Here is a 25442-nt window from a genome sequence, read left to right on the forward strand (position 1 = left end):
CGTCTGCGCGTAACGCAGCCGCACTACCCTTCACTCATGCCTCCGCTCGAGAACCTCGTGGCCTTCGTCGCCGCGTCGGTCGTGATCATCGTCATCCCCGGCCCGAGCGTGCTGTTCGTCATCGGCCGCTCGATCGCCCTGGGTCGTCGGGCGGGCGTGCTCAGCGTCGTCGGCAACGCCCTCGGCACGGTGCCCGCGGTGCTCGCCGTGTCGTTCGGGGTCGGAGCAATTGTGGCGTCGTCGGTGGTCGCCTTCACCGTGCTCAAGGTCGTCGGGGCGATCTATCTCGTGTGGCTCGGCATCCAGGCCATCCGTCACCGCCGCGACCACGTCGCCGGTGCGTCCCGCGCCCCCGCTTCGTCGTGGATGCTGCTGCGCCAGGGCTTCGTCGTGGGGATCACGAACCCCAAGACCATTGCCTTCTTCGTCGCCGTGCTGCCGCAGTTCGTCGCCCCGCAGGCCGGTGCCGTGTGGCTGCAGCTGCTGTTGCTCGGCCTGGTCTTCCAGGTGCTCGCGCTCACGTGCGACAGCGCCTGGGCCCTGGCCGCCGGCACCGCGCGCGCGTGGTTCGCCCGCTCGCCGCAGCGCATTTCGACGCTCTCGGCGACGGGTGGCGTCATGATGGTCGGCCTGGGCGGTGCCCTCGCCTTCACCGGTGCGAAGAGCTGAGGCGCCGCACAGTTCCTCCGTCAGCGCCGGCGAAGCCGCGGCGTCTCGCGTGCAGCGCCGGTGTGCGCGGCGCCCGCGACCTCAGCCCACCGCACCCCGCACGTCGAGATCCGCCGAGGCCGCGCCCTCGAGCCGCGTCCCGTCGGGCGCGAAGCGCGAGCCGTCGACGGGGCTGTCCCACGACCGCTCGGCGTCGTTCCAGGTGAGCGGAACCGGGGCGACGACCGCGCGGGTGCGCCCCTCGACGGTCGACACCGCCGCCGTGCGAAGGCCCCGGCGCGCCACCACCCCGGCCCCTTCGGCGGGGCGCTTCGCCGGGGCCGAGACGGCCGAGGTCAGGGCCCCCGCCACCACGCCGACGCGCCGGGTCGCCTCGCCGATCCCCCGACCGAGGTCGGCGGGCACCGTCATGCGCGTGCCGATCGTGCGCATCCAGTGCGGCCGATCGCCGCGCGAGACACCGCGGATCTCGTCGCTCAACCGCATCGCCGCGGCGGGGGCGTTCGTGAGACCCCATCCCGCGTATCCGGTGGCGAAACGCAGGCGGCCGAGGCCGCGCGGCATCCCCCCGACGAACGGTACGAGGTTGTGCGACTGGTAGTCCTGACCCGACCAGCGGGCGATCTCGGCCCCCACCGGCAGGGTGCGCCGAGCCCAGGCGGCCAGTTCTTCGGCGAGCGCGACCTCCGACCGCGCTGAGCCGACCGGATGCCGTGCCCCGGTGACGATGAGCGCGGAACGCCCGAGCGACGACGGTGCCGCCACGACGCTGCGCCCGTCGACGCCGACCTCGCTCCACATGCCGCCGGGGGCCGCGGCATCCCCCTCCATCTCGAAGGCGATCGCCCACGAGCGCAGCGCCCGCGTCTTGAAGTCGTACAACCCGCGGCGGGTGATGGGCGTGCCCGTGGCGAGCACGACGGTGTCACCGAGGAGCGGACCGTGAACGGTGTCGACGCGTCCGGTGGGGAGCGCGTGCACGTCGGTGACGCGCGCCCCGGTGTGCAGCGCCGCCCCGGCGTCGACGGCCGCGCGGGCCAGCGAATCGACGAGCTGCACGGGGTCGAGGGCGAGCTGGTCATCCAGGGCGAGGGCGCGCACGGGAGTGCGCCCGCCGAGCTCGTCGGGGGCGTCCTCGCGCACGTCGAGGCCCGCCTCGCGCGCGGCATCGCGGACGGCGTCGAGCGCGGTGTCGGTGGCGAGACCGCGGCCGAAGGTGAACGCCGTCCGCCGGTCGGCCGCAGCACCCACCCGCTCGGCGAGCCACTCCTGGCCCGCGCGGTTGGACTCGACGTAGGCGCGCACGAGACTCGCGGGGTGGTGCTGGCGCAGGGTCGCGAGCGTCGTGCCCTGCAGCAGCGACGCCATTCCGACCGACGCCCCGGTCGCGCCCCCGCCCACGTCGCCGGAGTCCACCACGGCGACGTCGACGCCGGCTTCCGCGAGCAGCACGGCGGTGGAGAGGCCCGTGATCCCGGCGCCGACGACGATCACGTCGTGGTGCGTCCCGGGCTCGATCGAGGTCGTGTCGGCGGGCGTGCGGTCTCGGGTCCACAGCGGGGAGGTCATGGTCCCATCGAACTCTCGGTGACGGCCTCCGCGCAGCGGGTTGCCGACGCCGGTCCCGTCGTCTACGTGGATGGGTCCGGCGTCCGCGCAGCGGGTTGCCGACGCCGGTCCCGTCGTCTACGTGGATGGGTCCGCGAAGGCTGTGATTGCGCTGAGTACGGCCCCTAGGATGAAGCTCGTCGGCTCCCTGAGCCACCGCCGAGCTGACCAGTCGACGGCGTCACCGACCCTGGGAGTCGTTCGCGTGCGGACCTCAGTGGGCTTCGCCCTCGCTTTCATCCTCGTCACCGCCGGTATCGCCCCCGCTGCGTGGGCGGTTCCGGCCGAGGCGGCGGATTCCTGCCGGTCGATCCCGGTCGACGCCGACGCGCCGCTCAAGGCCGACCTCGCGCGGGAGCGCTTCGGCGTCGACGGCACGGGGGTCACCGTCGGCGTGCTCTCGGATTCGTTCGGCCTGGCCTCCGCCGAAGGTGCCACCGTGGCCGACGACATCGCCCACGGTCTGCTGCCGGGCCCCGGCAACCCCTGCGGGCGCACCACCCCCGTCGACGTCGTCCGCGAGACGACCGGGGGCAAGGACGAGGGACGCGCGATGCTGCAGCTCGTGCACGGCATCGCCCCGGGCGCGACGCTGATGTTCGCGGGAGTGGATGCCGATCGCGCGGCCTCATTGCGCGAATCCATCGACCTGTTGGTCGCCGCGGGCGCGGACGTCATCGTCGACGACATCGGCATGGAAGACGACTCGATCTTCCAGCGCTCCCTCTCGGGCGAGGCGATCGTGCGCGCAACCGCGGCCGGCGTCGCCTACTTCACGGCCGCGGGCAACGGCAACAAGATCTCCGTCGCCCCACGGCCGGGTCAGTCGAAGGGACCGGTCAACGGCTGGGAGACGACCGCGTACCGGCCGGCCGCCTGCCCCGACGGGGTGACCACGGCGGTTCTCGCGCAGGGACGCACCGCTCCCCTCGACTGCCTCGACGTCGACCCCGCAGAGGGCACCGACACGACCCTGAACTACGTGATCGGCGTGCAGAACGACGGCGAGGTGATCTTCCAGTGGGGCGAGCCGGCTGACCGGGTGAGCGGCCTCTTCGTGCCCGTCGTCATGATCGACGGAGAGCCCTTGTCGACCGCCCTCACACCACTGCAGGACGCCACCCCCGGCTTCACCGTCGCCCTGCCCGCCCGCGACAAGCCGTTCGAGATCGACATCACCGTCGCGCGCCTCGCGATCCCGGATGCCGCGACCTCACTGCCCCTGCCGCCGGTCTTCGTCTCGTTCGACCAGAGCGTGCAGGTCGGATCCGCCGAGTACTGGCGCTCGCGCGGCGACGACACCGTGGGCCGCACGATCATGGGCCACAACGGCGATCCGGCCGCGATCTCGGTCGCCGCAGCTCCCGCCGCCACTCCGCTGCAGGTCGAGGACTTCAGCAGCATCGGACCGGTCACCTGGGCGTTCGGCTCGCGCTTCGCGGCCGATCCGTCGGCGGTGATCGACCCTCGCCCGGTGGTGTCGAAGCCCGATCTGCTCTCGGTCGACGGGGTCCGCACCTCGGTGCTCGGCGCCGACACCGACGAACCCGGCGTCAAGATCTTCTCGGGCACGTCGGCGGCCGCCCCCAACGCCGCCGCCGTCGCCGCGCTGATCCGCTCCCTGGCCCCCGACACCGACCAGGAGCAGATCCGCGCCCTGCTCACCTCGACGGCGACCCGCGCTCCCTCCCCCTGGGATTCGGTCCCCGCCGAGAACATCGTGGGCGCCGGCCTGATCGACGCCGAAGCGGCGCTGGCCGCCCTGCCTCCCCGCCCCGGCCCCACCCCCGAACCGACACCGACGCCGGACCCGACGCCGACGCCGGAACCCACGCCGACGCCTTCGCCGACGGCGACGGCGGGCCCGATCGCCTCGCCCAGCGCGTCTCCGGCCCCGGCCGCCGCTCCCGATGGGGGTCGCCTCGCGTCGACGGGAATGGATGCCACCGCCCTCGCACCCCTGGCGATCGCTGCGGGGGTGGTCGTGATCGGCGGCGTGATCCTGCTGGTGGTGCGTTCGCGCGCGCGGCGGCGGTGAGCGGCGCCCCGGTTAGGCTTCCCGTGTGAGCGACACCCCTGCCCCCTCGAGCCGCACGGCGGTCGTGGCGGCCGCGATCGACCTGTTCGCCGCGCACGGGTACGACCAGACGTCGGTGGAGCAGATCGCCCAGGCCGCCGGGGTCTCGCGCTCGACGTTCTTCCGCCAGTTCGGCGGCAAAGAAGACGTCGTCTTCGCCGACCACGAAGTGCTGATCGGCGAGACCCGCGCGTACCTCGCCCAGCCGCACGCCGACCCGTGGGCGGCCGTCTGCGACGCGTCGATGCGCGTGTTCCGCCACTTCGCCGCCGACCCCGAGCTGGCCCGCCGTCGCTATGCGATCGTGCGCGAGATCCCGGGGCTGCGCGACCGCGAGATCGTCACCGTCTTCCGGTACGAGCGCCTCTTCGACGAGTACCTGCGCGACGCCCTCCCCGGCCTCGATCCGCTGGATGCCGTCGGCTTCGCCGCCCTCGTCACCGCCGTGCACAACCACGTGCTGCGTCGACTCATGCGCGGCGCCCGGGTTCCGGCATCCACTCTGCGCCGCGCGCTCGACGACGTGCTGCGTCGATACGGCGTGCATCCCGACGGCGAAGACCCGGCCGGCGACGACGTGATCGTCGCCGCCTTCCCCCGGCGCATGCCCACCGCCGAGATGTCGCGCCGCCTGCGCGCGTCGCTCGAGGACTGAGCGCGGGCGTCGCAACCACCTCGTCGAGTGTCCCGAACACGCCGCTCCCGCACGGGGTGTGCGGCGTGTCGGGGACACTCAACGCTCTGCCCGCAGACCATGACACCCGGTCCCAAGATGAGCGATACTGGGAACCATGACCATCGATGCCGATGCCGAGACCCCCACGCTCCCCGGTGAGCGGATCGCCCACTATGACCTGCTCGGGCGCCGCGACACCGATTACTACGCCGTCTTCGCCGACATCCCCGAGGCCGACCGCGCCGCGTGGGAGCGCGCGAAGCAGTTCGCCGACGAGGTCGGCACGCGCATGCAGGGCGAATGGGATGCCGCGACCTACCCCGTCGAGCTCGTCCGCCGCATGGGCGAACTCGAACTCTTCACCGACGGCATCGAGCACCCCGACCTTCCCGCGACCTCTCCCCTGGCCGCGGGCCTGGTCAACATGGAGATCTCGCGGCACGACGGGTCGCTGGCCACCGCCCTCGCCGTGCAGGGCGGACTCGCTCTGCGCACCCTGGCGCTCTTCGGCTCCCCCGAGCAGCAGCAGCGCTGGCTGCAGCCCCTCGCCGACGGGTCGGTGCTGGGCGCCTTCGCGCTGACCGAGCCCGACCACGGGTCCGACTCCGTCTCGCTCGAGACCACCGCCACCCGCTCGGCCGAGGGATGGTCGCTCCGCGGCACGAAGAAGTGGATCGGCAACGGTGCATCGGGCGGCATCACGTTCGTGTGGGCGCGGGTCGAGAACGAGGGCGGCGACGATCACGGGGCCGTGCGCTGCTTCCTCGTCGAGCAGGACACCCCGGGGTACACCGGAACGGTCATCACCGGAAAGGTGTCGCTCCGCGGCATCCATCAGGCCCACATCGCGCTCGAAGACGTCCGCCTACCCGAGGATGCCGTGCTCCCGGGCACGCACACGTTCAAGGACGCATCGATCGTGCTCTTCGCGACCCGCTCGGGCGTCGCCTGGTCGGCGCTGGGTCACGCCACCGCCTGTTACGAGATCGCACGGACGTATGCCACGGAGCGCATGCAGTTCGGCAAGCCCCTCGCGAAGTTCCAGATGGTGCAGGAACGCCTGGCGCAGATGCTCGACGAGGTCACCGCCATGCAGCTCTACTGCCGCCGCCTGGCCGACCTCGAGACCACCGGCGGCCTGCGCCCGACGCAGGCGTCGCTGGCGAAGTACCACAACACCCGCGCCGCCCGTCGGGTCGCCTCGGTCGCCCGCGACCTGCTCGGCGGCAATGGCATCCTGCTCGAGAACGGCGTCATGCAGCACCTGGCCGACATCGAGGCGATCCACACGTACGAGGGCACCGAGAGCGTCCAAGCCCTCCTGCTCGGTCGCGACATCACCGGGATGAGCGCGTTCGTCTGATCCCGGATGCCACGGCCCCGGCGCCCTCCTCGGCGTCGGGGCTGCGGTCACCGGCCCTCGGCGACCGCCCGGGGGCCCGCGGAACGCCCCGGCTTCCGGCATCCCCGCGGCCCTATCCGGCGCCACGACACCGCGCAACCCGCGCCTGCCATGTCGGAGGCCCCCGCTACCTTGTGAGCATGGGCCTGTTCTCTCGTCATCCCGCGCCGCGCGACGCGATCACCTCCGTCGCCCAGGCGGTCCAGACGCCTCCCAAGAGCCTCTGGGCCGACGGGTTCGGGCGCCTCGCCGTCCGTGCGCTGCAGATCATCGTCGTGGTCATCCTCGTCGCCGGTCTCATCTGGGGCATCCAGCAGGTGACGCTCGTCATCATCCCGCTGATCCTCGCGCTCATCTTCGCCTCGGCATTCGGCCCGGTGACGATGTGGATGAGGCGCAAGGGAGTGCCGGCGGTCCTGGCGACCCTCCTCACGCTGCTCGCCGTCGTCGTCGTGCTGGGCGCCCTCGGCTGGCTGGTCGTCAACGCCGTCGTCGACCAGTGGCCGAAGCTCAGTTCGCAAGCCGTGCAGGGCTTCCAGCAGGCACAGGACTGGTACCACACGCTGCCCTTCGCGATCTCGCAGGACCAGGTCAACGGCCTCATCCAGGGCGTTCAGGACTTCGTCACCAGCTCGCAGTTCGGCAGCGGCGCCCTGGCGGGGGTCAGCGCCGTGGCGTCGTTCGTCACCGGCTTCGTGCTCATGGTCGTCATCCTGTTCTTCTTCCTCAAAGACGGCCCGCGCATGTGGGAGTTCGTCCTGCGTCCATTCCGCGGCGACCACTACGACCGTGCCCGCCGCATCGGCGACAAGACGGTGACCGTGCTCGGGTCGTACATGCGCGGCACCGCCTCGGTCGCCGCCGTCGATGCGATCGGCATCTACATCGGTCTGCTCATCCTGCAGGTGCCGCTCGCGCTGCCCCTCGCGGTGCTTGTCTTCCTGCTCGCGTTCATCCCCATCGTCGGTGCGGTCACCGCCGGCATCCTCGCGGCTCTCGTCGCCCTCGTCACGAACGGCCCCATCGTGGCGCTGATCGTCGTCGGCGTCGTCGTGCTCGTCAACCAGCTCGAGGGCAACTTCCTGCAGCCGGTGCTCATGGGCCGCACCATGAAGCTGCACTCCTTCGTCGTGCTGGTGGTGCTCGCCGGCGGCACCGCGATCGGCGGCATCCTCGGCACCCTGCTGGCCGTTCCCCTCACCGCCGTGGTCTGGGGCATCGTCAGCGTCTGGAACGGCACCGATGCGCCCGCCGAGTGGGCGCGCCGCAAGAAGCGCAAGAACCCCGTGCCGCTCGCCGGGGGCGAGAGCAAAGGCTGAGCCATGGCCTACGACATCCCGGCACCGATGCTGGCGAAGTCCGTTCCCGCGGTGCCCGAGCACGCCAAGGTCGAGGGAGGGTTCAGCTATGAACCCAAGTGGGACGGCTTTCGCGCGCTCGTGTCGTGGGACGGCACCGATGTCGAGATCGGCAGCCGCGGAGCGAAGCCCCTCACCCGCTACTTCCCCGAGCTGGTCGCCGCGTTCGCCGAGATCCTGCCGGAGCCGTGCCTGATCGACGGTGAGGTCGTGGTGGCCCGCGGGCAGCGCGGTGAGCAGCGACTCGACTGGGAGGCCCTGTCGCAGCGCATCCACCCCGCCGCGTCGCGCGTGACGATGCTGTCGCACGAGACGCCGGCGATGTTCATCGCGTTCGACCTGCTCGCGCGCGGCGACCGTGACCTGCAAGCCGAGCCCTTCTCGGAACGCCGCGCCCAGCTCGAGAACCTGCTCGGCGCCGTGCCGCACCCCGTTCACGTCACCCGCACGACCGACGACCCCGACCTCGCGCGCCGGTGGCTCGCCGAGTTCGAGGGCGCCGGCCTCGACGGCGTGATCGCCAAGCCCCTCGCCCAGCCGTACGCGCCGAACAAGCGCACGATGTTCAAGATCAAGCACGCCCGCACCGCCGACGTCGTGGCGCTCGGGTACCGCATCCACAAGTCTGGCGAGGGCGTCGGGTCACTGCTCGTCGGCCTCTACGACGACGAGGGCACCCTGCACGGCGTCGGCGGGGTATCGGCGTGGACCGACGCCCGCCGCCGCGAACTCATCGACGAGCTCACGCCGCTCGTCGAGCGCGACGCCGAGGGCGAAGCGGTCGTCGGAGAGACCGACCGTTCGCGCTTCTCGGCATCCAAAGACGTGTCGTTCGTGCGCCTGCGCCCCGAGCGCGTGCTCGAGGTGCGCTATGACCAGCTCGAGGGCATGCGCTTTCGCCACACCGTGCAGTTCGACCGGTGGCGCCCCGACCGCGACGCCCGCTCGTGCACCTTCGCGCAGCTCGAGACGGTGACGTCGTACGACCTGGGCGACGTGCTGGACTAAGGGGTGGCGCACGGTCGTGCGCTGCGTCAGACCCGCTGCCGACGACCGACCACGACGGCGGCTCCGACCGCGAGTAGCCCGATCCCGAGCACTCCCGCTCCCCACGCTGTCTCGACGGACGCCGCTCCCGTCACGGGGAGCATGCGAACCGGCGGCGCTCCCGCGGGAAGGGGCGGCAGCCCCTCCGCCACCCGGGTGAGAAGTGCGCGCGCGTCGATGATGCCCGCGCCAACCGAGTCGTCGTCGGCGATCGAGACGTAGGGCGACGCCACCGGCGAGGCCGTCTCGGTCAGCAGGGTCTCCACCTCGTCGGGCGTGAGGTCGGGATCCAGCTGCAGAGCGAGCGCCACGACTCCTCCCGCCACCGGGGTCGCCGACGAGGTTCCGTAGAACCGCCAGACGCCGGGGGCGGTCTCGGGGCCCTGCGGGTACACCGTCTGCTGTGATCCGTCGACCGAGAGGATGGTGGGCTTCACGATCTTCCGGGGTTCGGCGAGACGTTCGGCCGTTCCCGTCGCATCGTCCTCGGGCCCGAGGAAGTATCGGACGGGTCCGATGGAGCTGAACATCTCGAGGCGTTCGTCGGTGGTGGCACCGGTCGCCGCCACCGTGATCGCCGCCGGGGCACCGTTGTGCCCGACGATGGACCGGCCGACCTCGTCCGGGCCCTCTGATCGCCAATACTCCGCCGATACGGCCCACTGCAGGCCGTCAGTGGGGACGATGTAGCCGAGCGCCGGCGCGAGGTCGGACTCGGGCGTGCCGTCGAGATACCGCACGATCGTGATGTCCATGTCGAGCTCGTCGGCGGTGAGGTCGGTCGGGTCGAGAAGGTTCGTGATGTCTACCGTCGGGGACGAGGAGCGCAGCGGCGAGTCCGGGATCAGTGTCTCGATCACCTGCGTGCCCTGCCCCGCGAAGGTGACGAACATCTCGAAACGTGCCTTGGCCGTCCCGGTCCCCTCCGGTCCACCGAAAGGCTCCGCCCACTGGAAAACGATCGGCAGCCGGGCTTCTTTGTCGCTGACTGCCACGACCGCGGGCAGCGTCGTGATGTTCGAGACGACGTCGACGGCCTCGCCGGGATCGAAGTCGAGGCAGTCGAACGACACGGCATCCTGGCGGAGGGCGTCGCTCGTGATGGCATCCAGAACGGACTTCTGGTCGGGATCCTTCGCGTCGAGGTCGCACGCGACGGGGCGGTACTGCTCGGTCCGCCAGCCGCCGATGGGCGTGACGTCCTGCTTCGGGCGAGGCGTTCGCGCCAGGGCCGTGTCGTTCCCCGCCGCCGAGAGGTAGGTGATGCCCGCCGCGCGCACCGCGGCGATCTGCTGGGTGATCGTTGACTCCTGGAAGAACGGCTCCCCGGGCAAAATGACGTCGTCCACGATGACGTCGACCCCCGCCTTCTGCAGCTCCGTGATCGCCGTGCCCATCTCACCGAGCTGCGGCCCCGCGCTGGCCCAGAACAGTTCCGCACCGGGGGCGATCCCGTGCACGAGTTGCGCCATCGAGCGGCCCTCGTCGTCTTGGATGCCGGGCGGGTCGGCCACCACGATCTGCACGGGGGTGGTGTACCCGCACGGGTTGCCGGGGCCGGGCAGCAGGCCGTCGGCGATGTTGTCGTCGACGGAGCTGTACTCCGGCGAGGGCAGTGTCGAGAAGGAGTTGGAGATGATCCCCACCTTCACCCCCGACCCGTCCACGCCGAACTCACTGCGCGCCGCGTCGGAATGAAGGATCGGGTCCGCGTCGACGGGTACCGTTCGACAACTCGTCGGCGCCGCGGACGCCGCCGCGGGAACCCCGGCGAAGACCATCACCGCCACCGCAGCCATCGTCGTCACCACGGTCACAGGCGCCTTCGTGCGCACGGCATCCTCCCCAGGATTCGCGTTCGGCCGTCTCCGATCAGTGGTGCGATGCGGGCCGGATCGGAACGATTGCGTTCAGCATGGCAGAACGCTGAGTGCGTATCCGCACGGCGGCGCGGCGACGGCGCACGAGACGTATCGTGAGCCGACCGTGAGCCCATCGACCCGGTGAGGGCTACGCGCAGAGGAAGGTCTGAGCCAGAACCGTCATCGCCACGGAGGGGCCGAACGAGAGCTTCGTCCCGTCGACGGTGACCTTCACATCGTCGTCGGCGACGCCGTTCTCGATCTGGGTGCACACCGACTGCCCGGCCGTGACGAGAGCCTCGTCCGAGGCTTTGGCGACGGTGGCCTCCTGCCCGAGCTGGTTGCGCACCTGCGCGACGAACGTCTCGGGGCCCGGCGTGACATCGCTGTGGGTGATCTCGGCGGTGGAGTCGCCGAGTTCGATGGTGGAGTCGCCGTTCGTGATGGTGCCTCCGGTTATCGGCGTCGAGGATGCCGTCTGACCGGGGGTGGTGGAGTCCACGGTCGTCTCTTGTGTGCTGGTGCTCGTGCACCCGCTGAGAAGCACGATGCTGGCCGCGACCGCGAGGACGCCTGCGTAACGGTTCATATCCAGAGATTAGCGAGGTGGCATTCCGGTCGACCCACCTTCCTCGCCCCCTGACACGTGTCTGAGTCGTTCCTTCGGGGTGCCAGTAGGCTTCCGGCATGACCGACCGCGCGGTGCCGAATCTGCCGTCTCGTGACTTCGATGAGACGATCGCGTTCTATGAACCGTTCGGATTCGGACTGGCTCATCGGGATGATGGCTGGCTGATTCTCTGCCGTGGGGAACTCCAATTGGAGTTCTTCCCGTTTCCCGATCTCGTGCCCGAGAAGAGTTCCTTCATGTGCAGCGTCCGCGTCGATGACGTTGACGAGCTGTACCGGCAAATCACAGAGGCCGGCGTGGCCGAGGGGACCTCGGGGCGTCCGCGGCTGCTTCCCGTGCAGGTGCAGCCCTGGGGGCAACGAGCCGGATTTCTCATCGACCCCGATGGGACGCAGCTGCATCTCATCGAGAACATCGCTTAGCGCTGTTCCGCGCCCTGGGTGTTGCCGGCCGCGTGGTTGTCGACTCCTCCGGGAATGAGGCAATCCTCTCCGGTCACGCGGAGCGTCGATGTGACCTCATTCGTCTGTGATGCGAGCTGCAAGTACGACCTGGGCGACGTGCTGGACTGAGGGGTGGTCTTCCTGCCCTCGGTGTCGAGCACGACGGAGCGTCGCCCCCGGGCTGCCCACCTCGGTCGTCCACTCGTTCCGCCCGCGCGAGGAGAGACCGACCGGTCGGGGCCGCAGCTATGCGAGTTCTCGTACGAAATCCTGAGTAAGCGTCGCCAGGAACGCATGGTGGTCGAGGCCGGGTGTCGGTGACACGTTCGGAGGCAGCGAAGTGAGGAAATCGAGATGGCCGACACCGGGGTAGGTTCGCACGCTGATGGTGGCGGGGGCAGCGCGCAGGACATCCACGGTTGACGGAGGCGTCACCCTGTCTGCCGCTCCCGTCATGACGACGACCGGAACACGGAGTCGATCGAGCGCACCCGGCGCGCGAAACCAGCCGAGCGTGGGGGCTAACGCGATCACCTTCGAGACGCGAGCTTCGACGGGCACCGAGAGGCGATGCCCGTCTCTGCTCCACGGTTGCGCTCCGGCCAGGCAGAGTGCGGCCCATCCTCCTACCGAGTGCCCGGTGGCGACGACGGGCACATCCTCGCGGCCGGTTTCCCTCAGCACTTCGGCGAGGCTGATCGCGCGTTCTCGAACCTGGCCATCTGTCACGGTCCTGACGTCGAAGCGTTCATGCACGGGGGCGGCGACGATGAACCCGGCATCCCTCGCTGCGGTGATGAGCGCCCCGTAACGAGCGGGGTCTCCACCGGCACCCGGGGCGAACAGGACGACTCCACGCGGGTCTCGATCGGGAGCGATGATCACGACAGGAGCGTAGCTTCTGGCCGCGAAATCGGGGGCTGCTATTGTGAGCCCGGCTCTGCTCGGGGCCGCTGGCTCTTGGGGGATAAGCGTGCACCGTCTGGGCAGAATGACCGTTGTCGGCGCCGTGATCACTGGCTCGCTGGTCACCACCCTTCTCGCAGGTACCGCGGCATCGGCGGCACCGGGACCGGACGACGATGGGTCCGACACGCTCTCGGGACGCCTGCTGCAGGTCACTCAGCTCGACCTGTCGGACGACCCCGCAGAAGCATCGCGGCAGATCGACGAGCAGTCGGTGACCCTCGGCACCGTCGACGGCGGGCCGGCGAGTCTGCAGGTCTCCCCCGGCGGTATCGCCGTGACGATCTATTACACGACACCGCCCACCGACGGCGATCTCGCTGCCATCCGCGAGCTCGGCACCGTCGACGACGTGGCGGCGAAGTACCTCGTCGTCGACGCGACGATCCCGGCCGCAGCGCTGGCGACGGTCGCCGCCCTTCCGAACATCGCCTATGTCCTCGAGAACATCGCCCCGACGACATCGGGGGTGAGCCGCGACATCGTGGGCGCCCGAGCAGAAACGACCTCGGCCGCGCGTCCGACCGACTCCTGCCGCACCATCGAAGCCAACCTGGCCGAGCCCCTGAACGTTCCCTTCGCGCGCGAGCTTTACGGCGTCGACGGCACGGGGGTGAAGATCGGGATCATCTCGGACTCCTACGCGACACGGACAGACCCCCTGAGCACGCCGGAACAGGACATCGCCGCCGGGCTCCTTCCCGGTGACAGCAACCCGTGCGGTTACGCACAGCCGGTGCAGGTCGTCAAAGAGAGCCGTCAGGCCGGATCCGACGAGGGGCGTGCCATGGCCCAGCTCGTGCACAGCATCGCGCCGGGGTCGACCCTTCTGTTCGCCAGCGGATCCGGTGGGCAGGCGGGGTTCGTCGACGCCGTGGACGCGTTGACACACGCAGGCGCCGACGTCATCGTCGATGACCTCGGGTACTCGGGCGAACTGATGTTCCAAGACGGCCCGGCCTCGAACGCCCTCTCAGACGCCGTCGCCGACGGCATCCCCTTCTTCACCGCCGCCGGCAATGACACGTCGTTCGCCAGTGTGGGACCGAGTACCGGTCACGTCATCTCGTCGTGGGAGACACCTGAGTACCGTCCCACAGACTGCCCCCCGTCCGTGGCGGCCTACCTTCGCGACAATGAGATGACCGGGGACTGCCTCGACTTCAGCCCCTCCGAACAGGCAGACCCGACCGACACCCTGACGTACCCGAACCTGCATAACCAGGCGAACCCGTCGGCGACCATCATGCTGCAGTGGGCGCAGGCCATCAGGGCGTCCGACACCCAGTTGATGGCAGCCGTGCTCGATTCCGACGGGAAGATCCTTCGCATCACTCCGTCGCAGCCTCTCGGACTGCCCCTGCAGACGCTGGCTTTCGAACCCGATCAGGGCGACCTCCGCTCCGGGGGCGAATACGACTTCGTCGTCGTTCGCAACACCACCGACGGCATCCCGGCATCTCTTCCGCGTGTGAAGGCCATCTTCACCGGAAGCTACCTTCGCGGCGCCGAGTACTTCGAGAACACGGGGGGAGACATCGTCGGCCCCTCCATCTACGGGCACGCGGGCACGCCGTCGGGCGTCAGCGTGGTGGCGGCCAACGCCGCCGACCCCTCCGTCATCGAGCTTTTCAGCGGCACCGGGCCGCTGACCCTGTACTTCGAGCCCTTCCCCAGCACGAAGGCCCTGCCGCAGCCGATCGCCGGGGCGCCCACCCTGACGGGCCTCGATGGTGTCTGGACCAACTTCTTCGGCACTCCGGTGCCGGACGAGCCGGGAACCTACTCCTTCACCGGTACCTCAGCGGCGGCTCCGTCCGCCGCGGCAGTCGCGGCCCTGGGGCTGCAGAAGAACCCCGACCTCACCCCCGCTCAGGTGACCGCGGCCCTCACCTCGACCTCTCGAGAAGTTCCGTTCATCTTTCCGGGTGTCGAGCGCAAAGACGTGACGGGATCCGGTCTCGTGGATGCCGCGGGGTTCCTTTCCGTGCTCCCCGCGCCGACTCCCACTCCCACCCCGGTTCCCCCGACGCCCGTCCCCCCGACACCGGTACCGACACCGACACCTGTGCCGACACCCACCGACACGCCCCTCCCCCAGCCCACGTCGACGGCCGTTCCCGTGCCGAACGACGCCGGGGGAACACGCGAACTCGGACGCACCGGCACGTCGGCAGACGGCGCCCTCACCGGCGGCGTTCTCGGCGCGCTGCTCGTCGTCGGCGGACTCGGGGTGGTTCTCCTGCGTCGCGGCCGCACGGGCCGTCCCCGTCTGTGACGCCCCTCGCGTCGGTCGGGTCGCTCAGCCGTCCGACGCGGGACTCTTCGCACGAGACGGCTGCACGCGCGGCGGCTCCCCCGGCATCTTGGGGAACTCCGGCGGGAAGGGCAGTTCGCCGAGGCCGTCGTCGAGGTCGCGCTGCCACCACTCCAGAAGCGTGTCGATGCGCCCGGGCTTCTCGGCGAACCCGGCCCACGGATCGCCGACGGATGCCAACCGCTCGGGGATGCTGCGCACGGTGAACGCGAGCGGGTCGAGCCCGTCGAGCTCGTCCCACTCGACCGGCGTGGACACGGTGGCCGTCGGCAGAGCGCGGGGCGAGTAGGCGCCGGCCATCGTGCGGTCGCGGTTCGCCTGGTTGAAGTCGACGAAGATGCGCTGGCCGCGCTCCTCTTTCCACCAGCTCGTGGTCACGGCATCCGGCATCCGTCGCTCGAGTTCCCGGGCCGCGGCGATGACCGCGTGTCGCACGTCGAGGAACTCGTGGGTGGGCTCGATCGGGCAGAACACGTGCAGACCACGGTTGCCGCTCGTCTTGATCCACGCCTCGAGCCCCGCCTCGCGCAGCACCGTGCGCAATTCGTGCGCCGCGGTGACCGCTTCGGCGATCCCCGTGCCCGGCTGCGGGTCGAGGTCGATGCGCAGTTCGACGGGATGGTCGGCGTCGCTCGCGAGCGAGGCCCACGGGTGGAACACGATCGTGTTCATCTGCGCCGCCCACACGGCCGAGCCGATCTCACCGAGGAAGAGCTGCGGATGCCGCCGCCCACTGTTGTAGGTCACCGTCACGGCCTCGACGAACGCCGGCGCCCCCTTGGGCGGGTTCTTCGAGAAGAACGCCTCGCCCCCGACGCCCTCGGGAAAGCGTTCGAGCGACACCGGCCGATGCCCGTTCGCCGCGATGAAGGGGTCGGCGACGGCGATGAGGTACTCGGCGAGTTCCCGCTTGGTGATGCCCACCTCGGGCCAGAGCACGCGATCGGGGTTCGAGATGCCGATCTCGCGGTCGCCCTCGGGACCCGGCACGGTCAGCGTGATGCGGGGGGATGCCATGCCCCGACGTTAGTGCGCCGGAGCCGTCGGCGTCTCCCCCGTTGCGCTCCGCGTGAGCCGCCAGAAGTTGTCGCTTACCGAGATGGTCGAGCGACAATTCGTGCCGCCTCACGCGGCTCGCGGGCCCGTGTCCAGCCCGGGGTCTCGGCATCCGGTCTCGGTTTACGCTCGGATCATGACTTCCGCCGCCGCCCGTAAGGCCCTCGACATCGCCGACTGGCGCCGCCGCGTGTTCGCTCTGTACGACGCCGTGCGGCAAGCCGAGGATCCCGAAGAGGCGCACGAGCTCTGGCGCATCGAGCGCGACGCGCTGTTGGCCGATCACCCCGCCACTCCCCTGCTACCGGAGCAGCGCGAGGGCTTCGTCGGCCTGCCGATCGCCCCGTACGACGCCGCCTGGCGGTTCGAGGTTCCGCTGCTCGACGCCGATGAGGCGTCGTTCGTCGCCACCACCGGCACCGACGGCGAGGTCGAGTTCGAGCGCATCGGCCGCGTCGAGCTGCCCGACACCGGCTCTCTCGACGTGTGGCGACTGACCTCGTACGCCGGAGGGCTGTTCATCCCCGTCCGCGACGGCTCCGCCGGGCGCCCGGGCGGAACGTACGGCGGCGGTCGCTACCTGCTCGACACCGTCAAGGGCGCCGACCTCGGCCAAGGCGCCGCGCCCGACAGCCTCGTCATCGACTTCAACTTCGCGTACAACCCCTCGTGCGCCTACGACCCGATGTGGGCCTGTCCTCTGGCCCCGGCGGGCAACGTGCTCCCGGTCGCCGTGCCGGTGGGCGAGCTGTACGGGGTCTGAGCCGCGCAGGCGCGTTGCCCGGTGGCCGTGCACGGTCGCTCGGCCATCGCGGGGAGATGGATGCCAGAGCCCGGCGCCGCTGAAGCGATAGGCGGTCCACTGCACCAGGGAACCCCGACAGCAACGACGACGGGCCGCCTCCGAAAAGGAAGCGGCCCGCCGTGGTCGAGAGATCAGGAGGTCGGCGCGGCGTCTTCCGCCGCCAGGGCGATCACGGGAGCGAGCTCGTCGCGCGTGAGGCGGATCCAGGGGCCGGCCGGGTCGATCAGCACGCCGGTGAGCTCCGCGTCGCCGGCGAGGGCCTTCGCCAACTGCAGCGGCTTGACCGGCAGGGGCTGGTCGCCGCGGCCGAGTGCGAGCAGCTCGAGCGGGTGCGTGAACACCTCGAGATAGCGCTCGCCACCGGCCGAACGCGACTCGGCGACACCGACGGGTCCGCCCTCTTCGGTCTGGGCGACGGCGATCCACATCGGCGCCTCGGCCACCATGGCGTCGACGATGGTGGATGCCGTGGTCTCATCGCGCGTCTCGCACAGGGCCGTCTTGATCCGCAGTTCGGGGTCAACCTCGGCGACCATGCGCTCGAGCAGCGCCTTGGGCAGCACGGCGCGGTTGTCGCCCGAGGCGGGGTCGAGCACGATGCCGGCGTACGAGCCGCCGAGCACGTGCTGCAGCAGCGCCATCACGGGCTGGCCCATCGCCGAGGTGTCGTGGTCGCCGTCGGCCTCGACGCTCGCGCGCAGGGCCATGCCGCCGCTGTAGGCGAGCACGAGCTGCTCGTCGCCGCGGTTGGCGACGGCCAGCGGAAGGTCTTTGCCCTCGGCGAGCAGGGCACGCGCGTCACCCTTCACCCGCAGGAAGACATGCCCCTGCAGGAGCTGACGGGCGACGTTGAGCAGCTGCGCGGGCTCGGGCTGGTCCTTGATCTCGGCGAGGGCGATCCCCAGCAGAGCGTTGTCGCGCAGACCCTGCACCGTCTCGGGAGCCTCGGGGGCTTCCATCGGTCCGGGCTGGCGGGCGGACGGCCGCGCCGAGAGGGGAGGCGCCGAGGGGTTTTCGGGACCGGCACCCACACCACGGAACGACGACATCGAAATGCCGACCGTGGGGGCGGCGGGGGCCTGCTGGGCGGCGGGGGCCTGCTCTGCGGCGGGGGTGGCGTCGCTCGGACCGGCGGGGTCGACGGGCTGCTCGCCCGGTTCGATGGTGCTGTCGGGCCGGTCGGCCGATGCGTCGTCGGAATCGGACTTGTTGCGGCGCGAGAAGAGGGCCATTGTTCCAGCCTATCCGGGCGGTCCCTGTCGCGGGCCCGGCCGGCCCGACCGCGACCTCGCCCCGTGGTGGTCTGAGATGGCGCGGCGTGGTCCGACGCCGCGCCGGTTCACACCTTCGCGATCGGCGCGATCTTCACCAGCAGCTTCTTCGGTCCCACCGTGTCGAAGCGCACGTGCGCCACGCGCTTCGCACCCTCGCCGGTGACGGCGTCGACACGCCCCTCGCCGAAGTCGTCGTGACGGATGCGATCTCCCGCGGCCAGCACCAGGTCGCCGTTGTCGCGCACCTTCGCCGGAATGCGGTTGGGGAACTTGCTCGGGTCGGCCGGCGCACGCTTGGGCAGCGGTACGAGGTCGTCGCCGTAGCGGTTGCCGCCCGAGCCGCCCTGACCGGCCCATCGGCCGCCGCGGGCGTTGAGCGCGCGCGACTGCGAGCCACCTCGACCGTTGACGTCGCCCGGCGACTGACGCCAGTCGATGAGGTCGGCCGGGATCTCTTGCAGGAACCGGCTCGGCATGGCCACGGTGACCTCGCCGAACTGGGCGCGGGTCATCGCGAGCGAGACGTGCAGGCGCTTGCGGGCGCGGGTGATGCCGACGTAGAAGAGGCGGCGTTCCTCTTGCGGACCGCCCGGCTCGTTGGCCGAGATGCGGTGCGGCAACAGGTCTTCTTCGACGCCGGTGAGGAACACCGCGTCGTACTCGAGGCCCTTCGCGGTGTGCAGGGTCATGAGCGAGACCGAGCCCGACGCGTCGTCGAGGTCATCGGCATCCGCCACCAGAGTGACCTCGGTGAGGAAGTCGATGATCGTGCCCTCGGGGTTGTTGCGGGCGAACTCGCGCGTCACCGCGACGAGCTCGTCGAGGTTCTCGAGGCGCGCTTCGTCTTGCGGGTCGCGGCTGGCGCGCAGGGCGTCGAAGTAGCCGCTCTTGTTGAGGAGCAGCGTGAGTCCCTCGGTGACCGACGTAGAGGGGGCGAGCTCTCCCGATGCCGGCAGCATGATCGCCGTGGCCTCGGTGAGCACCGCATCGAGCTGGTCGATGGCCTTCTGCAGCTTGGGTCCGACGCCGATCTGCGCCGAGTTGGCCAGCGCATCGCGGAAGGTGATGCCGTGCTCGGCGGCATAGCGGGCGATCGCGGTCTCGGTGACATCTCCGATGCCGCGGCGCGGACGGTTGAGGATTCGGCGCACGGCCATGCCGTCGGCGGGGTTGGCGACGGCGACGAGGTACGCGAGGGCGTCCTTGATCTCGGCGCGCTCGTAGAACTTGGTGCCGCCCATGATCTTGTACGGCACGGCCGAGCGGATGAAGATCTCTTCCAGCGCACGCGACTGCGAGTTGGTGCGGTAGAACACCGCGACACCGGAGTAGTCGACGCCCTTCTTGTGCAGGGATTCGATCTCGTCGGCGACGAACTGCGCCTCGTCGTGCTGCGAGTACCCGGTGAAGCCGATGATGGGGTCGCCCGCGCCGACGTCGGTCCAGAGTTTCTTCTCTTTGCGGTCGAAGTTGTTCGAGATGACCGCGTTGGCCGCCGACAGGATGTTCTGCGTCGAGCGGTAGTTCTGCTCGAGCAACACCACCTTGGCGCCCGGGTAGTCGCGCTCGAACTCGCTGATGTTGCGGATGTCGGCGCCGCGGAAGGCGTAGATCGACTGATCGGAGTCACCGACGACGGTGAGGGACGCCGCATCTTCGCCGACGGGTTCGGCCTCGAAGATCATCATTCCGCCGCCGGCCGACATCGGCTCGGCGTCGGATCCCGGGGGCCGCGTCAGTTCGTGAATGAGGGCGTACTGCGCGTGGTTGGTGTCTTGGTACTCGTCGACCAGGATGTGCCGGAACCGCTTGCGGTACACGTCGGCGACCTGCGGGAAGGCGCGGAAGAGGTAGACCGTCTGCGCGATGAGGTCGTCGAAGTCGAAGGCGTTGGACCGCTGCAGTTCGCGCTGGTACGAGCCGAAGATCTCGACGAAGACGCGCTCGGCCGGGTCGCTCATGTTGGCCGAGCGGGCGTACGACTCGGCGTCGGCGAGCTCGTTCTTGAGCTTCGAGATACGGCTCTGCGTACCGGCGGGAGTCAGGCCGAACGAGTCGCCCTCGTGCTCTTTGACCAGTCGCTTGATGAGAGCGCGCGAGTCGCCCGAGTCGTAGATGGTGAACGCCTTGGTGAAGCCGAACTGCTCGGCCTCGCGCCGGAGGATGCGCACGCACGCCGAGTGGAACGTCGAGATCCACATGCCGTCGGACTTCTGCCCGATGAGCTGGTGCACGCGCTCGCGCATCTCACCCGCGGCCTTGTTCGTGAACGTGATGGCGAGGATCTGACTCGGATACGCCTCGCGCGTGCGCAGCAACGAGGCGATGCGCCGGGTGAGCACGCTGGTCTTGCCCGATCCGGCGCCGGCGACGATGAGCAGCGCCTGACCCCGGTAGGTGACGGCATCGCGCTGGGGACCGTTGAGTCCCTCGAGCAGGTCGGCGTCGGGGCGGGCGTCCGACGGCGCGGACCCGCCGACGATGAGGGGCGTGGTGGAGGCGTCGGTCATGGCGGGTCAAGTCTAGGCGGGGCCTCCGACATCGGCCCTCCGCGCCGGCAGCGGGGCTCCCGCGATGTCGCGAGCCCCCCCCCGCCCCGGCGAAACGTTACGCTCGCGCCTCGCCCGCCGCCCCCGACGACAGCAGCGACTGCGCGCGCGAGTAGTGCTCGGCATCCACCGTCACGTCCCACCGCTCGGCTTCGAGTCCCTGCACCGACGAGAAATCGCGGCGGCCGCCGGTGAACGCGTGACCGGCGAAGCCGAACACCGCGCCCCACACGGCGCCGAGAACGAGGCCCCAGACCAGCAGGCCGAGGAATCCTCCGGGGGTGAGCAGCCCCAGCAGCACGCCGATCATCAGACCGAACCAGGCACCGGAGGCTGCGCCCAGACCCGCCGCGCGTCCGCGGGTCAGGCGGCCGGTCACCTGCTCGACGATGCGCACGCCGTGCCCGACGATCGCGGTGTGCTCGACGGGGAAGCCGGCGTCGGAGAGGCGGTCGACGGCCGCCTGCGCTCCGGTGTAGTCGCTGAAGCTCGAGAGTGTGCGGCGCTCGGGGGTGGCGCGGGTGACGTCGGTCATGGGGGTTCCTCTCCCTCGGATGGGCCTCACGCTAGCCCTCCGCCTCTCGACGGGCGGGGCGCTTGCGCGTCGTCCTGCCCCTGGATAGGCCCGGGGCTGTCAAACCCCGGATGCCACACAGCCCGGCCGGTCATGATGGGGACATGCGCCTCATCCTCAACGTCCTCTGGCTCGTGCTCTCGGGCTTCTGGCTCTTCCTGGGCTACTTCGCCGCGGGGATCGTGCTGTGCATCTTCATCGTCACGATCCCATGGGGCATCGCGGCGTTCCGGATCGGCCTGTACGCGCTGTGGCCGTTCGGCCGCGAGATCGTCTCCAAGCCCACCGCCGGTGTGGGCTCGTTCCTGGGCAACGTCGTATGGGTCATCCTCGCCGGGTGGTGGCTGGCGCTGGAGCACGTCGTCACCGGCCTGCTGCTCTGCGTCACGATCATCGGCATCCCGCTCGGGATCGCCAACTTCAAGCTCGTGCCGGTCTCGCTCATGCCCCTCGGCAAAGAGGTGCGCGAGCTCCGTCGCGGGGGTCCGTTCGACCGGTGATCCGCGCGTGGGCCGGCGCGCACGGCGGCTCACCCCGGCGCGTCAGCGTGCGGTGCGCTCGTACACCCGTCGGGGAAGGGCGAGCAGGATGCCGACGAGCGTGACGACCGCCCCGATCACCGCGGTGGCGATGACGAGCTCGACCGGGAAGGCTCCGTCCCGCGCGCCGGCGAAGCGCGCGAGGTCCCAGGGAAGCACGCCCACCTGCTCGTTCCACGACCGCAGCGCAGCGCCGGCTCCCATGAACGCCACCGTGACCGCGGGGACCGCGCACCCCACGCCCATGCCGGCCAGGGCGATACCGGTCGCGCGACGGCGTCCGAGTTGGGGGCGGAGCGACCATCCGGCGGCGACGAACACCCAGGCGAGCAGGGCGAACGCCCCCGTCAGGTAGAGCACCCGCACCGCGGGGATGGTCCACAACGCCGACCAGATGCCCTCGGAGCCCGACAGCGCCACCGCCGTCAGGGCGACGACGCAGCGAAGCACGAGCGCGCCGCCGACGGCCGCGATGATGGGCCACGGCGAGCGCTTGCCGAGCAGCAGCCGCACGACGATCGCGAAGACGAGCCAGCTGGCGATGGCCACGGCCGCGCCCCACAGGCCGTCGCGGGGCGTCTGCACGATGCGGGTCGCCACGAGCAGGCCGCCCGGAATGAGGATCATCAACCACCGGTCGAGCGGCAGCAGTCCGAGGCTGGACTCGCGGGCCCGCCAGGGTCGCGTCGACGCGATCCAGGTCGCACGCGCGGCGGCCGCGCCGGGGCGGCGCACCAGGCTGGTGCGGGCGGCGACCATGCCGATGACGACCCAGACGACCCCGAGCAGCAGCAGACCGCGGCCGAACCATTCGGTCGTCGCGTCCACGACGACGGGAGCGCGGGTGAAGGGATCGACCACGAACGAGAGGATGAGGCCGAGCACGAGGAGTCCGCCGGCGGTGCTCAGCGCCAGAACGCCTCGCCCCGTCGTCGTCGCCATGCACCTACGTTAGCGGGCACACCCGCGCGCTCCGACCGCGAAGGCGGGCCACCCGGGCCGCCCCTCGCGACCGCGGCACGCGAGCGCGGCCGGGCGGACCGACGGTCAGGCCCGGTCGTGCAGAGTGACGTGGTATCCGTCGGGATCGGCGAAAGTGAACGTGCGGCCGAAGGGTCCGTCGATGGGGTCCATGACGATGCGGTGACCGTCGGCGACGAGTGCGTCGTGGATCTGCTGCACATCGGTGGCGTGCAGCCAGACGGCCGCGCCGATCCCGGGCTGCGCGACACCGCTCAGGTCCGTCCCCGGCGCGAGGTCGCGCAGGGCGAAGGCGATCGGCGTCGTGGTGAAGACCACGGCGTGCGGGGGGCCCGCGGGTGAGCGTTCGAGTCCGAGGTACCGCGCGTAGAACGCGTGCGAGGCGTCGAGATCGCGCACCTGCAGGGAAAGGAAGTCGGGGCCGGTGACGGGCATGGAATCTCCTCGTGTGTCAGTTATCTGACATCGACTGTATGTCAGAATACTGACATGACGCAAGAGCGCATCGATCTGGATACCTCGCTGGGGTACCTGCTCAAAGAGGCGGCGAGCGCGCTGCGCTCCGCGATGGAGGACGTCCTGCGCCCCCTCGGCATGACGATCACGCACTACTCCTGCCTCGAGCTCCTCGCCCAGCGTCCGGGGTTGTCGAACTCCGACCTCGCCCGCGGGGCATTCGTCACGCGGCAGTCGATGAACGTGCTGCTCCAGGCACTGGAGCGCGACGGCATCGTCGAGCGCCCGGACGCCGCTCCCGTCGGCAAGGCACTGCCCACGCGTCTCACCGCGCGCGGCCTCCGTTCCCTCGAGGCGGCGAGCGCCGCCGTGCGCTCGGTGGAACGTCGCATGCTCAGCGGAATGTCCGACGCCGAGCGGGCCGCCGCCCTGCACGCGCTGCGTTCGATGGTGCACGCGCTGCGCAGGTAGATCCGCGCAGATTGTGTAACAATCTGTGCATGCTTCCCGCTCTCGCGGTCCTCGCCGCGGCCCTGTGCTTCTCGACCACGGGCACCGCGCAAGCGCTCGCGGGCGTCGACGCCTCTCCCCTCGCGGTCGGTGCCGCGCGGATCGTCGTGGGCGGCGGCATTCTGGGCCTGCTGGCACTGCTGCGCCGCCGATCACCCGAGGCGCAGCAAGCACCCACGGCGTCGTCGACCAAGACGGCCACCCTCGTCGCCCTCGCCGCAATCGGCGTGCTCGCCTACCAACCCCTCTTCTTCCTCGGCACGCGAGAGAACGGCGTGGCCATCGGCACGGTCGTCGCGCTGGGTTCCGCGCCGATCGCAACCGGAATCGTGGATGCCGTGCGCCTGCGTCGCGCCCCCTCGCCGCGCTGGATGCTCGCCACCGCCATCGCCCTCGCCGGTGTCGTGCTGGTGTCGGGAGTCACCGGCGGCTCGATCGCGCTCGCTCCGAGCGGTCTCCTCGCCTCGGCGGGCGCAGGAATGTCGTATGCCCTCTATACGGTGTGCGGAAAGGCGCTGATCGAGAGGGGGTGGGACTCCACCCGCGTTATGGGCACGGTCTTCGGTGTCGCCGCGGTGGCGAGCCTGCCGGTGCTGCTGGTAGCCGGGTCCTCTTGGCTGCTCACTCCCAACGGCCTCGCGCTCGCGCTCTGGCTCGGAGTGATCACGACGACGATCGCCTACCTGCTGTTCGGCTGGGGGCTCGCCCGGCTGACCGCCGTCACGGTCTCGACCCTCACGCTCGCCGAGCCCCTCGCGGCGACACTGCTCGGGCTGTTCGTGCTGCACGAGCAGCTCACCCCGATGGGAGCCGTCGGCCTCGCACTCATCGCGGTGGGCCTCGCCGTGGTGTCCGTTCCGTCACGTCGTCGCGAGGAGGTCCCGGATGCCACGGCCCGCGCGTGACGCCTCCGCGCGCGCCGCGGCTGGACGCGGTGGTGCCGGGCGGTACACCCGCACCTCGGCGGCACCCGGCCGCGCCATCGCGGACTCCCCCGGCCCCCGCGCCGCCGACCTCGTCGCCGACGCCGTGCGCTCCGGCATCCTGTCGGGCGAGCTCGCCCCCGGAACCCCTCTGCGCGAAGAGGAGCTGAGCGCGACGCACGGCGTCTCGCGTCACACCGCTCGCACCGCACTCACCCGTCTGGCCGGAGAACGCCTCGTCACCGCCGAGCCCTATCGAGGCGTGCGGGTCTCGCTGCTCGACGACGACGCACTCATCGCGTTGCAGCAGCTGCGCTGCGCCCTCGAGACCGAGGCGTTGCGGATCGTGCGGGATCGCGGCATCCATCCTCCCGACGTCGACGCGGCGCTCGACGCCCTCGCCGACGCCGAGGCCTCGGGCGACTGGCCCGCCACCCTCGACGCGCACGCCCGCGTGCACCTCGCCCTGGTCGATGCCGCGGGCAGCCCGCGGATCGCCGAGGAGTACCGGCGCCTCGACTCCGAGATGCACCTGCTGCTCACCCATGTGCGCCCGGCGTATGCGCCGGGGACGCTGACGGCCGAGCATCGCGCCTACGTGCGGGCGGCACTGGACGAGCCCGAGCGGGCCGTGCGCGCGCACCTCGACCACTCGACGTGGGCGATCATCGAGGGGCGGCGCACGCGCTGACGCGGGGCCGGGCGCCACACGGCGACAT

The 25442-nt window shown here is 70.7% G+C and carries 23 protein-coding genes; 13 read left to right on the plus strand and 10 right to left on the minus strand.

The features are described from left to right. Positions 1 to 36 precede the first annotated feature (36 nt). Complete coding sequence (locus tag IFU40_RS11520; protein WP_191926397.1) at positions 37 to 669, plus strand: LysE family translocator; 633 nt, start codon at positions 37 to 39, stop codon at positions 667 to 669. Between the two features lie 81 nt (positions 670 to 750). On the opposite strand, the gene IFU40_RS11525 is transcribed toward IFU40_RS11520, so the two are convergent. Then, the gene (locus IFU40_RS11525; protein ID WP_191926398.1) at positions 751 to 2238 is read right to left on the minus strand and encodes an FAD-dependent oxidoreductase; all 1488 of its coding nucleotides are present in this window, start codon (positions 2236 to 2238) and stop codon (positions 751 to 753) included. 244 nt (positions 2239 to 2482) lie between these two features. On the opposite strand from IFU40_RS11525, the gene IFU40_RS11530 reads away from it, so the two are divergent. The 5 genes from IFU40_RS11530 to IFU40_RS11550 all read left to right on the plus strand — a co-directional run bounded on the left by IFU40_RS11530 (position 2483) and on the right by IFU40_RS11550 (position 8798). Continuing rightward, entirely contained in the window at positions 2483 to 4315 is a 1833-nt protein-coding gene (locus IFU40_RS11530) for a S8 family serine peptidase (protein WP_191926399.1), read from the plus strand. Between the two features lie 25 nt (positions 4316 to 4340). Further along, positions 4341 to 5009: a TetR/AcrR family transcriptional regulator gene (locus IFU40_RS11535; protein ID WP_055936279.1), complete on the plus strand. Its 669-nt coding sequence runs from the start codon at positions 4341 to 4343 to the stop codon at positions 5007 to 5009. A 136-nt stretch (positions 5010 to 5145) separates the two neighbouring features. Further along, positions 5146 to 6393, plus strand: coding sequence for an acyl-CoA dehydrogenase family protein (locus IFU40_RS11540; protein ID WP_191926400.1), 1248 nt, complete (start codon positions 5146 to 5148; stop codon positions 6391 to 6393). A gap of 179 nt (positions 6394 to 6572) precedes the next feature. Beyond that, positions 6573 to 7751, plus strand: coding sequence for an AI-2E family transporter (locus tag IFU40_RS11545; protein WP_191926401.1), 1179 nt, complete (start codon positions 6573 to 6575; stop codon positions 7749 to 7751). Positions 7752 to 7754: 3 nt separating this feature from the next. Beyond that, a complete protein-coding gene (locus IFU40_RS11550) occupies positions 7755 to 8798 on the plus strand; it encodes an ATP-dependent DNA ligase (RefSeq protein ID WP_191926402.1) in 1044 nt (347 codons plus the stop codon). A 26-nt stretch (positions 8799 to 8824) separates the two neighbouring features. Here IFU40_RS11550 and IFU40_RS17220 read toward each other — a convergent pair whose 3' ends face one another. Continuing rightward, on the minus strand, positions 8825 to 10654 hold the full coding sequence (locus tag IFU40_RS17220) for a S8 family serine peptidase (protein WP_191926403.1): 1830 nt from the start codon (positions 10652 to 10654) through the stop codon (positions 8825 to 8827). A gap of 193 nt (positions 10655 to 10847) precedes the next feature. After that, positions 10848 to 11288 (minus strand): DUF732 domain-containing protein, encoded by a 441-nt coding sequence (locus tag IFU40_RS11560; protein WP_191926404.1) that lies wholly within the window; start codon positions 11286 to 11288, stop codon positions 10848 to 10850. A 98-nt stretch (positions 11289 to 11386) separates the two neighbouring features. On the opposite strand from IFU40_RS11560, the gene IFU40_RS11565 reads away from it, so the two are divergent. Continuing rightward, positions 11387 to 11752 (plus strand): bleomycin resistance protein, encoded by a 366-nt coding sequence (locus IFU40_RS11565; RefSeq protein WP_191926405.1) that lies wholly within the window; start codon positions 11387 to 11389, stop codon positions 11750 to 11752. 267 nt (positions 11753 to 12019) lie between these two features. Here IFU40_RS11565 and IFU40_RS11570 read toward each other — a convergent pair whose 3' ends face one another. Then, positions 12020 to 12658 carry a hypothetical protein gene (locus tag IFU40_RS11570; RefSeq protein ID WP_191926406.1) on the minus strand — a complete coding sequence of 213 codons (639 nt, stop codon included), beginning with the start codon at positions 12656 to 12658 and terminating at the stop codon, positions 12020 to 12022. Between the two features lie 106 nt (positions 12659 to 12764). Between IFU40_RS11570 and IFU40_RS11575 the strand changes: the two genes are divergently transcribed. Beyond that, entirely contained in the window at positions 12765 to 15017 is a 2253-nt protein-coding gene (locus IFU40_RS11575) for a S8 family serine peptidase (RefSeq protein WP_191926407.1), read from the plus strand. Positions 15018 to 15041: 24 nt separating this feature from the next. On the opposite strand, the gene ligD is transcribed toward IFU40_RS11575, so the two are convergent. Further along, positions 15042 to 16073 (minus strand): non-homologous end-joining DNA ligase, encoded by a 1032-nt coding sequence (gene ligD / locus IFU40_RS11580; protein WP_191926408.1) that lies wholly within the window; start codon positions 16071 to 16073, stop codon positions 15042 to 15044. Between the two features lie 175 nt (positions 16074 to 16248). Here ligD and IFU40_RS11585 point away from each other — a divergent pair, with 175 nt between their 5' ends. Next, the gene (locus tag IFU40_RS11585; RefSeq protein WP_191926409.1) at positions 16249 to 16875 is read left to right on the plus strand and encodes a DUF1684 domain-containing protein; all 627 of its coding nucleotides are present in this window, start codon (positions 16249 to 16251) and stop codon (positions 16873 to 16875) included. Positions 16876 to 17048: 173 nt separating this feature from the next. Here IFU40_RS11585 and IFU40_RS11590 read toward each other — a convergent pair whose 3' ends face one another. The 3 genes from IFU40_RS11590 to IFU40_RS11600 form a co-directional block, all read right to left on the minus strand. Continuing rightward, positions 17049 to 18149: an SseB family protein gene (locus IFU40_RS11590; RefSeq protein WP_191926410.1), complete on the minus strand. Its 1101-nt coding sequence runs from the start codon at positions 18147 to 18149 to the stop codon at positions 17049 to 17051. Between the two features lie 107 nt (positions 18150 to 18256). After that, the gene (locus IFU40_RS11595; RefSeq protein ID WP_055834088.1) at positions 18257 to 20701 is read right to left on the minus strand and encodes an ATP-dependent helicase; all 2445 of its coding nucleotides are present in this window, start codon (positions 20699 to 20701) and stop codon (positions 18257 to 18259) included. A gap of 97 nt (positions 20702 to 20798) precedes the next feature. Beyond that, a complete protein-coding gene (locus IFU40_RS11600) occupies positions 20799 to 21275 on the minus strand; it encodes a general stress protein (protein WP_070408497.1) in 477 nt (158 codons plus the stop codon). Between the two features lie 143 nt (positions 21276 to 21418). Between IFU40_RS11600 and IFU40_RS11605 the strand changes: the two genes are divergently transcribed. Beyond that, the gene (locus IFU40_RS11605) at positions 21419 to 21814 is read left to right on the plus strand and encodes a YccF domain-containing protein (RefSeq protein WP_055936254.1); all 396 of its coding nucleotides are present in this window, start codon (positions 21419 to 21421) and stop codon (positions 21812 to 21814) included. Between the two features lie 42 nt (positions 21815 to 21856). Here IFU40_RS11605 and IFU40_RS11610 read toward each other — a convergent pair whose 3' ends face one another. Together IFU40_RS11610 and IFU40_RS11615 are read right to left on the minus strand one after the other, a co-directional pair. Further along, positions 21857 to 22795, minus strand: a complete 939-nt coding sequence (locus tag IFU40_RS11610) for a hypothetical protein (RefSeq protein ID WP_191926411.1) — start codon at positions 22793 to 22795, stop codon at positions 21857 to 21859. Positions 22796 to 22900: 105 nt separating this feature from the next. After that, positions 22901 to 23269, minus strand: coding sequence for a VOC family protein (locus IFU40_RS11615; protein ID WP_191926412.1), 369 nt, complete (start codon positions 23267 to 23269; stop codon positions 22901 to 22903). A gap of 54 nt (positions 23270 to 23323) precedes the next feature. Here IFU40_RS11615 and IFU40_RS11620 point away from each other — a divergent pair, with 54 nt between their 5' ends. From IFU40_RS11620 to IFU40_RS11630, 3 genes are read left to right on the plus strand one after another with little or no spacing between them, the layout of a single operon-like run. Next, entirely contained in the window at positions 23324 to 23761 is a 438-nt protein-coding gene (locus tag IFU40_RS11620; protein ID WP_191926413.1) for a MarR family winged helix-turn-helix transcriptional regulator, read from the plus strand. Between the two features lie 29 nt (positions 23762 to 23790). After that, entirely contained in the window at positions 23791 to 24705 is a 915-nt protein-coding gene (locus tag IFU40_RS11625) for a DMT family transporter (protein WP_191926414.1), read from the plus strand. Continuing rightward, positions 24686 to 25414: a GntR family transcriptional regulator gene (locus IFU40_RS11630; protein ID WP_191926415.1), complete on the plus strand. Its 729-nt coding sequence runs from the start codon at positions 24686 to 24688 to the stop codon at positions 25412 to 25414. Before IFU40_RS11625 ends, IFU40_RS11630 begins: the two co-directional genes overlap by 20 nt. Positions 25415 to 25442: the final 28 nt, after the last annotated feature.

Source organism: Microbacterium sp. CFBP 13617 (genome assembly GCF_014839445.1).
Classification (GTDB): Bacteria; Actinomycetota; Actinomycetes; order Actinomycetales; family Microbacteriaceae; genus Microbacterium.

Bases quoted from the DNA above. Each gene is read 5' to 3' on its own strand.
- IFU40_RS11520 (WP_191926397.1), top strand. From the start codon at position 37: ATGCCTCCGCTCGAGAACCTCGTGGCCTTCGTCGCCGCGTCGGTCGTG.
- IFU40_RS11525 (WP_191926398.1), bottom strand. From the start codon at position 2,238: ATGACCTCCCCGCTGTGGACCCGAGACCGCACGCCCGCCGACACGACC.
- IFU40_RS11540 (WP_191926400.1), top strand. From the start codon at position 5,146: ATGACCATCGATGCCGATGCCGAGACCCCCACGCTCCCCGGTGAGCGG.
- IFU40_RS11545 (WP_191926401.1), top strand. From the start codon at position 6,573: ATGGGCCTGTTCTCTCGTCATCCCGCGCCGCGCGACGCGATCACCTCC.
- IFU40_RS11550 (WP_191926402.1), top strand. From the start codon at position 7,755: ATGGCCTACGACATCCCGGCACCGATGCTGGCGAAGTCCGTTCCCGCG.
- IFU40_RS11560 (WP_191926404.1), bottom strand. From the start codon at position 11,288: ATGAACCGTTACGCAGGCGTCCTCGCGGTCGCGGCCAGCATCGTGCTT.
- IFU40_RS11565 (WP_191926405.1), top strand. From the start codon at position 11,387: ATGACCGACCGCGCGGTGCCGAATCTGCCGTCTCGTGACTTCGATGAG.
- IFU40_RS11575 (WP_191926407.1), top strand. From the start codon at position 12,765: ATGACCGTTGTCGGCGCCGTGATCACTGGCTCGCTGGTCACCACCCTT.
- ligD (WP_191926408.1), bottom strand. From the start codon at position 16,073: ATGGCATCCCCCCGCATCACGCTGACCGTGCCGGGTCCCGAGGGCGAC.
- IFU40_RS11585 (WP_191926409.1), top strand. From the start codon at position 16,249: ATGACTTCCGCCGCCGCCCGTAAGGCCCTCGACATCGCCGACTGGCGC.
- IFU40_RS11590 (WP_191926410.1), bottom strand. From the start codon at position 18,149: ATGGCCCTCTTCTCGCGCCGCAACAAGTCCGATTCCGACGACGCATCG.
- IFU40_RS11595 (WP_055834088.1), bottom strand. From the start codon at position 20,701: ATGACCGACGCCTCCACCACGCCCCTCATCGTCGGCGGGTCCGCGCCG.
- IFU40_RS11600 (WP_070408497.1), bottom strand. From the start codon at position 21,275: ATGACCGACGTCACCCGCGCCACCCCCGAGCGCCGCACACTCTCGAGC.
- IFU40_RS11605 (WP_055936254.1), top strand. From the start codon at position 21,419: ATGCGCCTCATCCTCAACGTCCTCTGGCTCGTGCTCTCGGGCTTCTGG.
- IFU40_RS11610 (WP_191926411.1), bottom strand. From the start codon at position 22,795: ATGGCGACGACGACGGGGCGAGGCGTTCTGGCGCTGAGCACCGCCGGC.
- IFU40_RS11615 (WP_191926412.1), bottom strand. From the start codon at position 23,269: ATGCCCGTCACCGGCCCCGACTTCCTTTCCCTGCAGGTGCGCGATCTC.
- IFU40_RS11620 (WP_191926413.1), top strand. From the start codon at position 23,324: ATGACGCAAGAGCGCATCGATCTGGATACCTCGCTGGGGTACCTGCTC.
- IFU40_RS11625 (WP_191926414.1), top strand. From the start codon at position 23,791: ATGCTTCCCGCTCTCGCGGTCCTCGCCGCGGCCCTGTGCTTCTCGACC.
- IFU40_RS11630 (WP_191926415.1), top strand. From the start codon at position 24,686: ATGCCACGGCCCGCGCGTGACGCCTCCGCGCGCGCCGCGGCTGGACGC.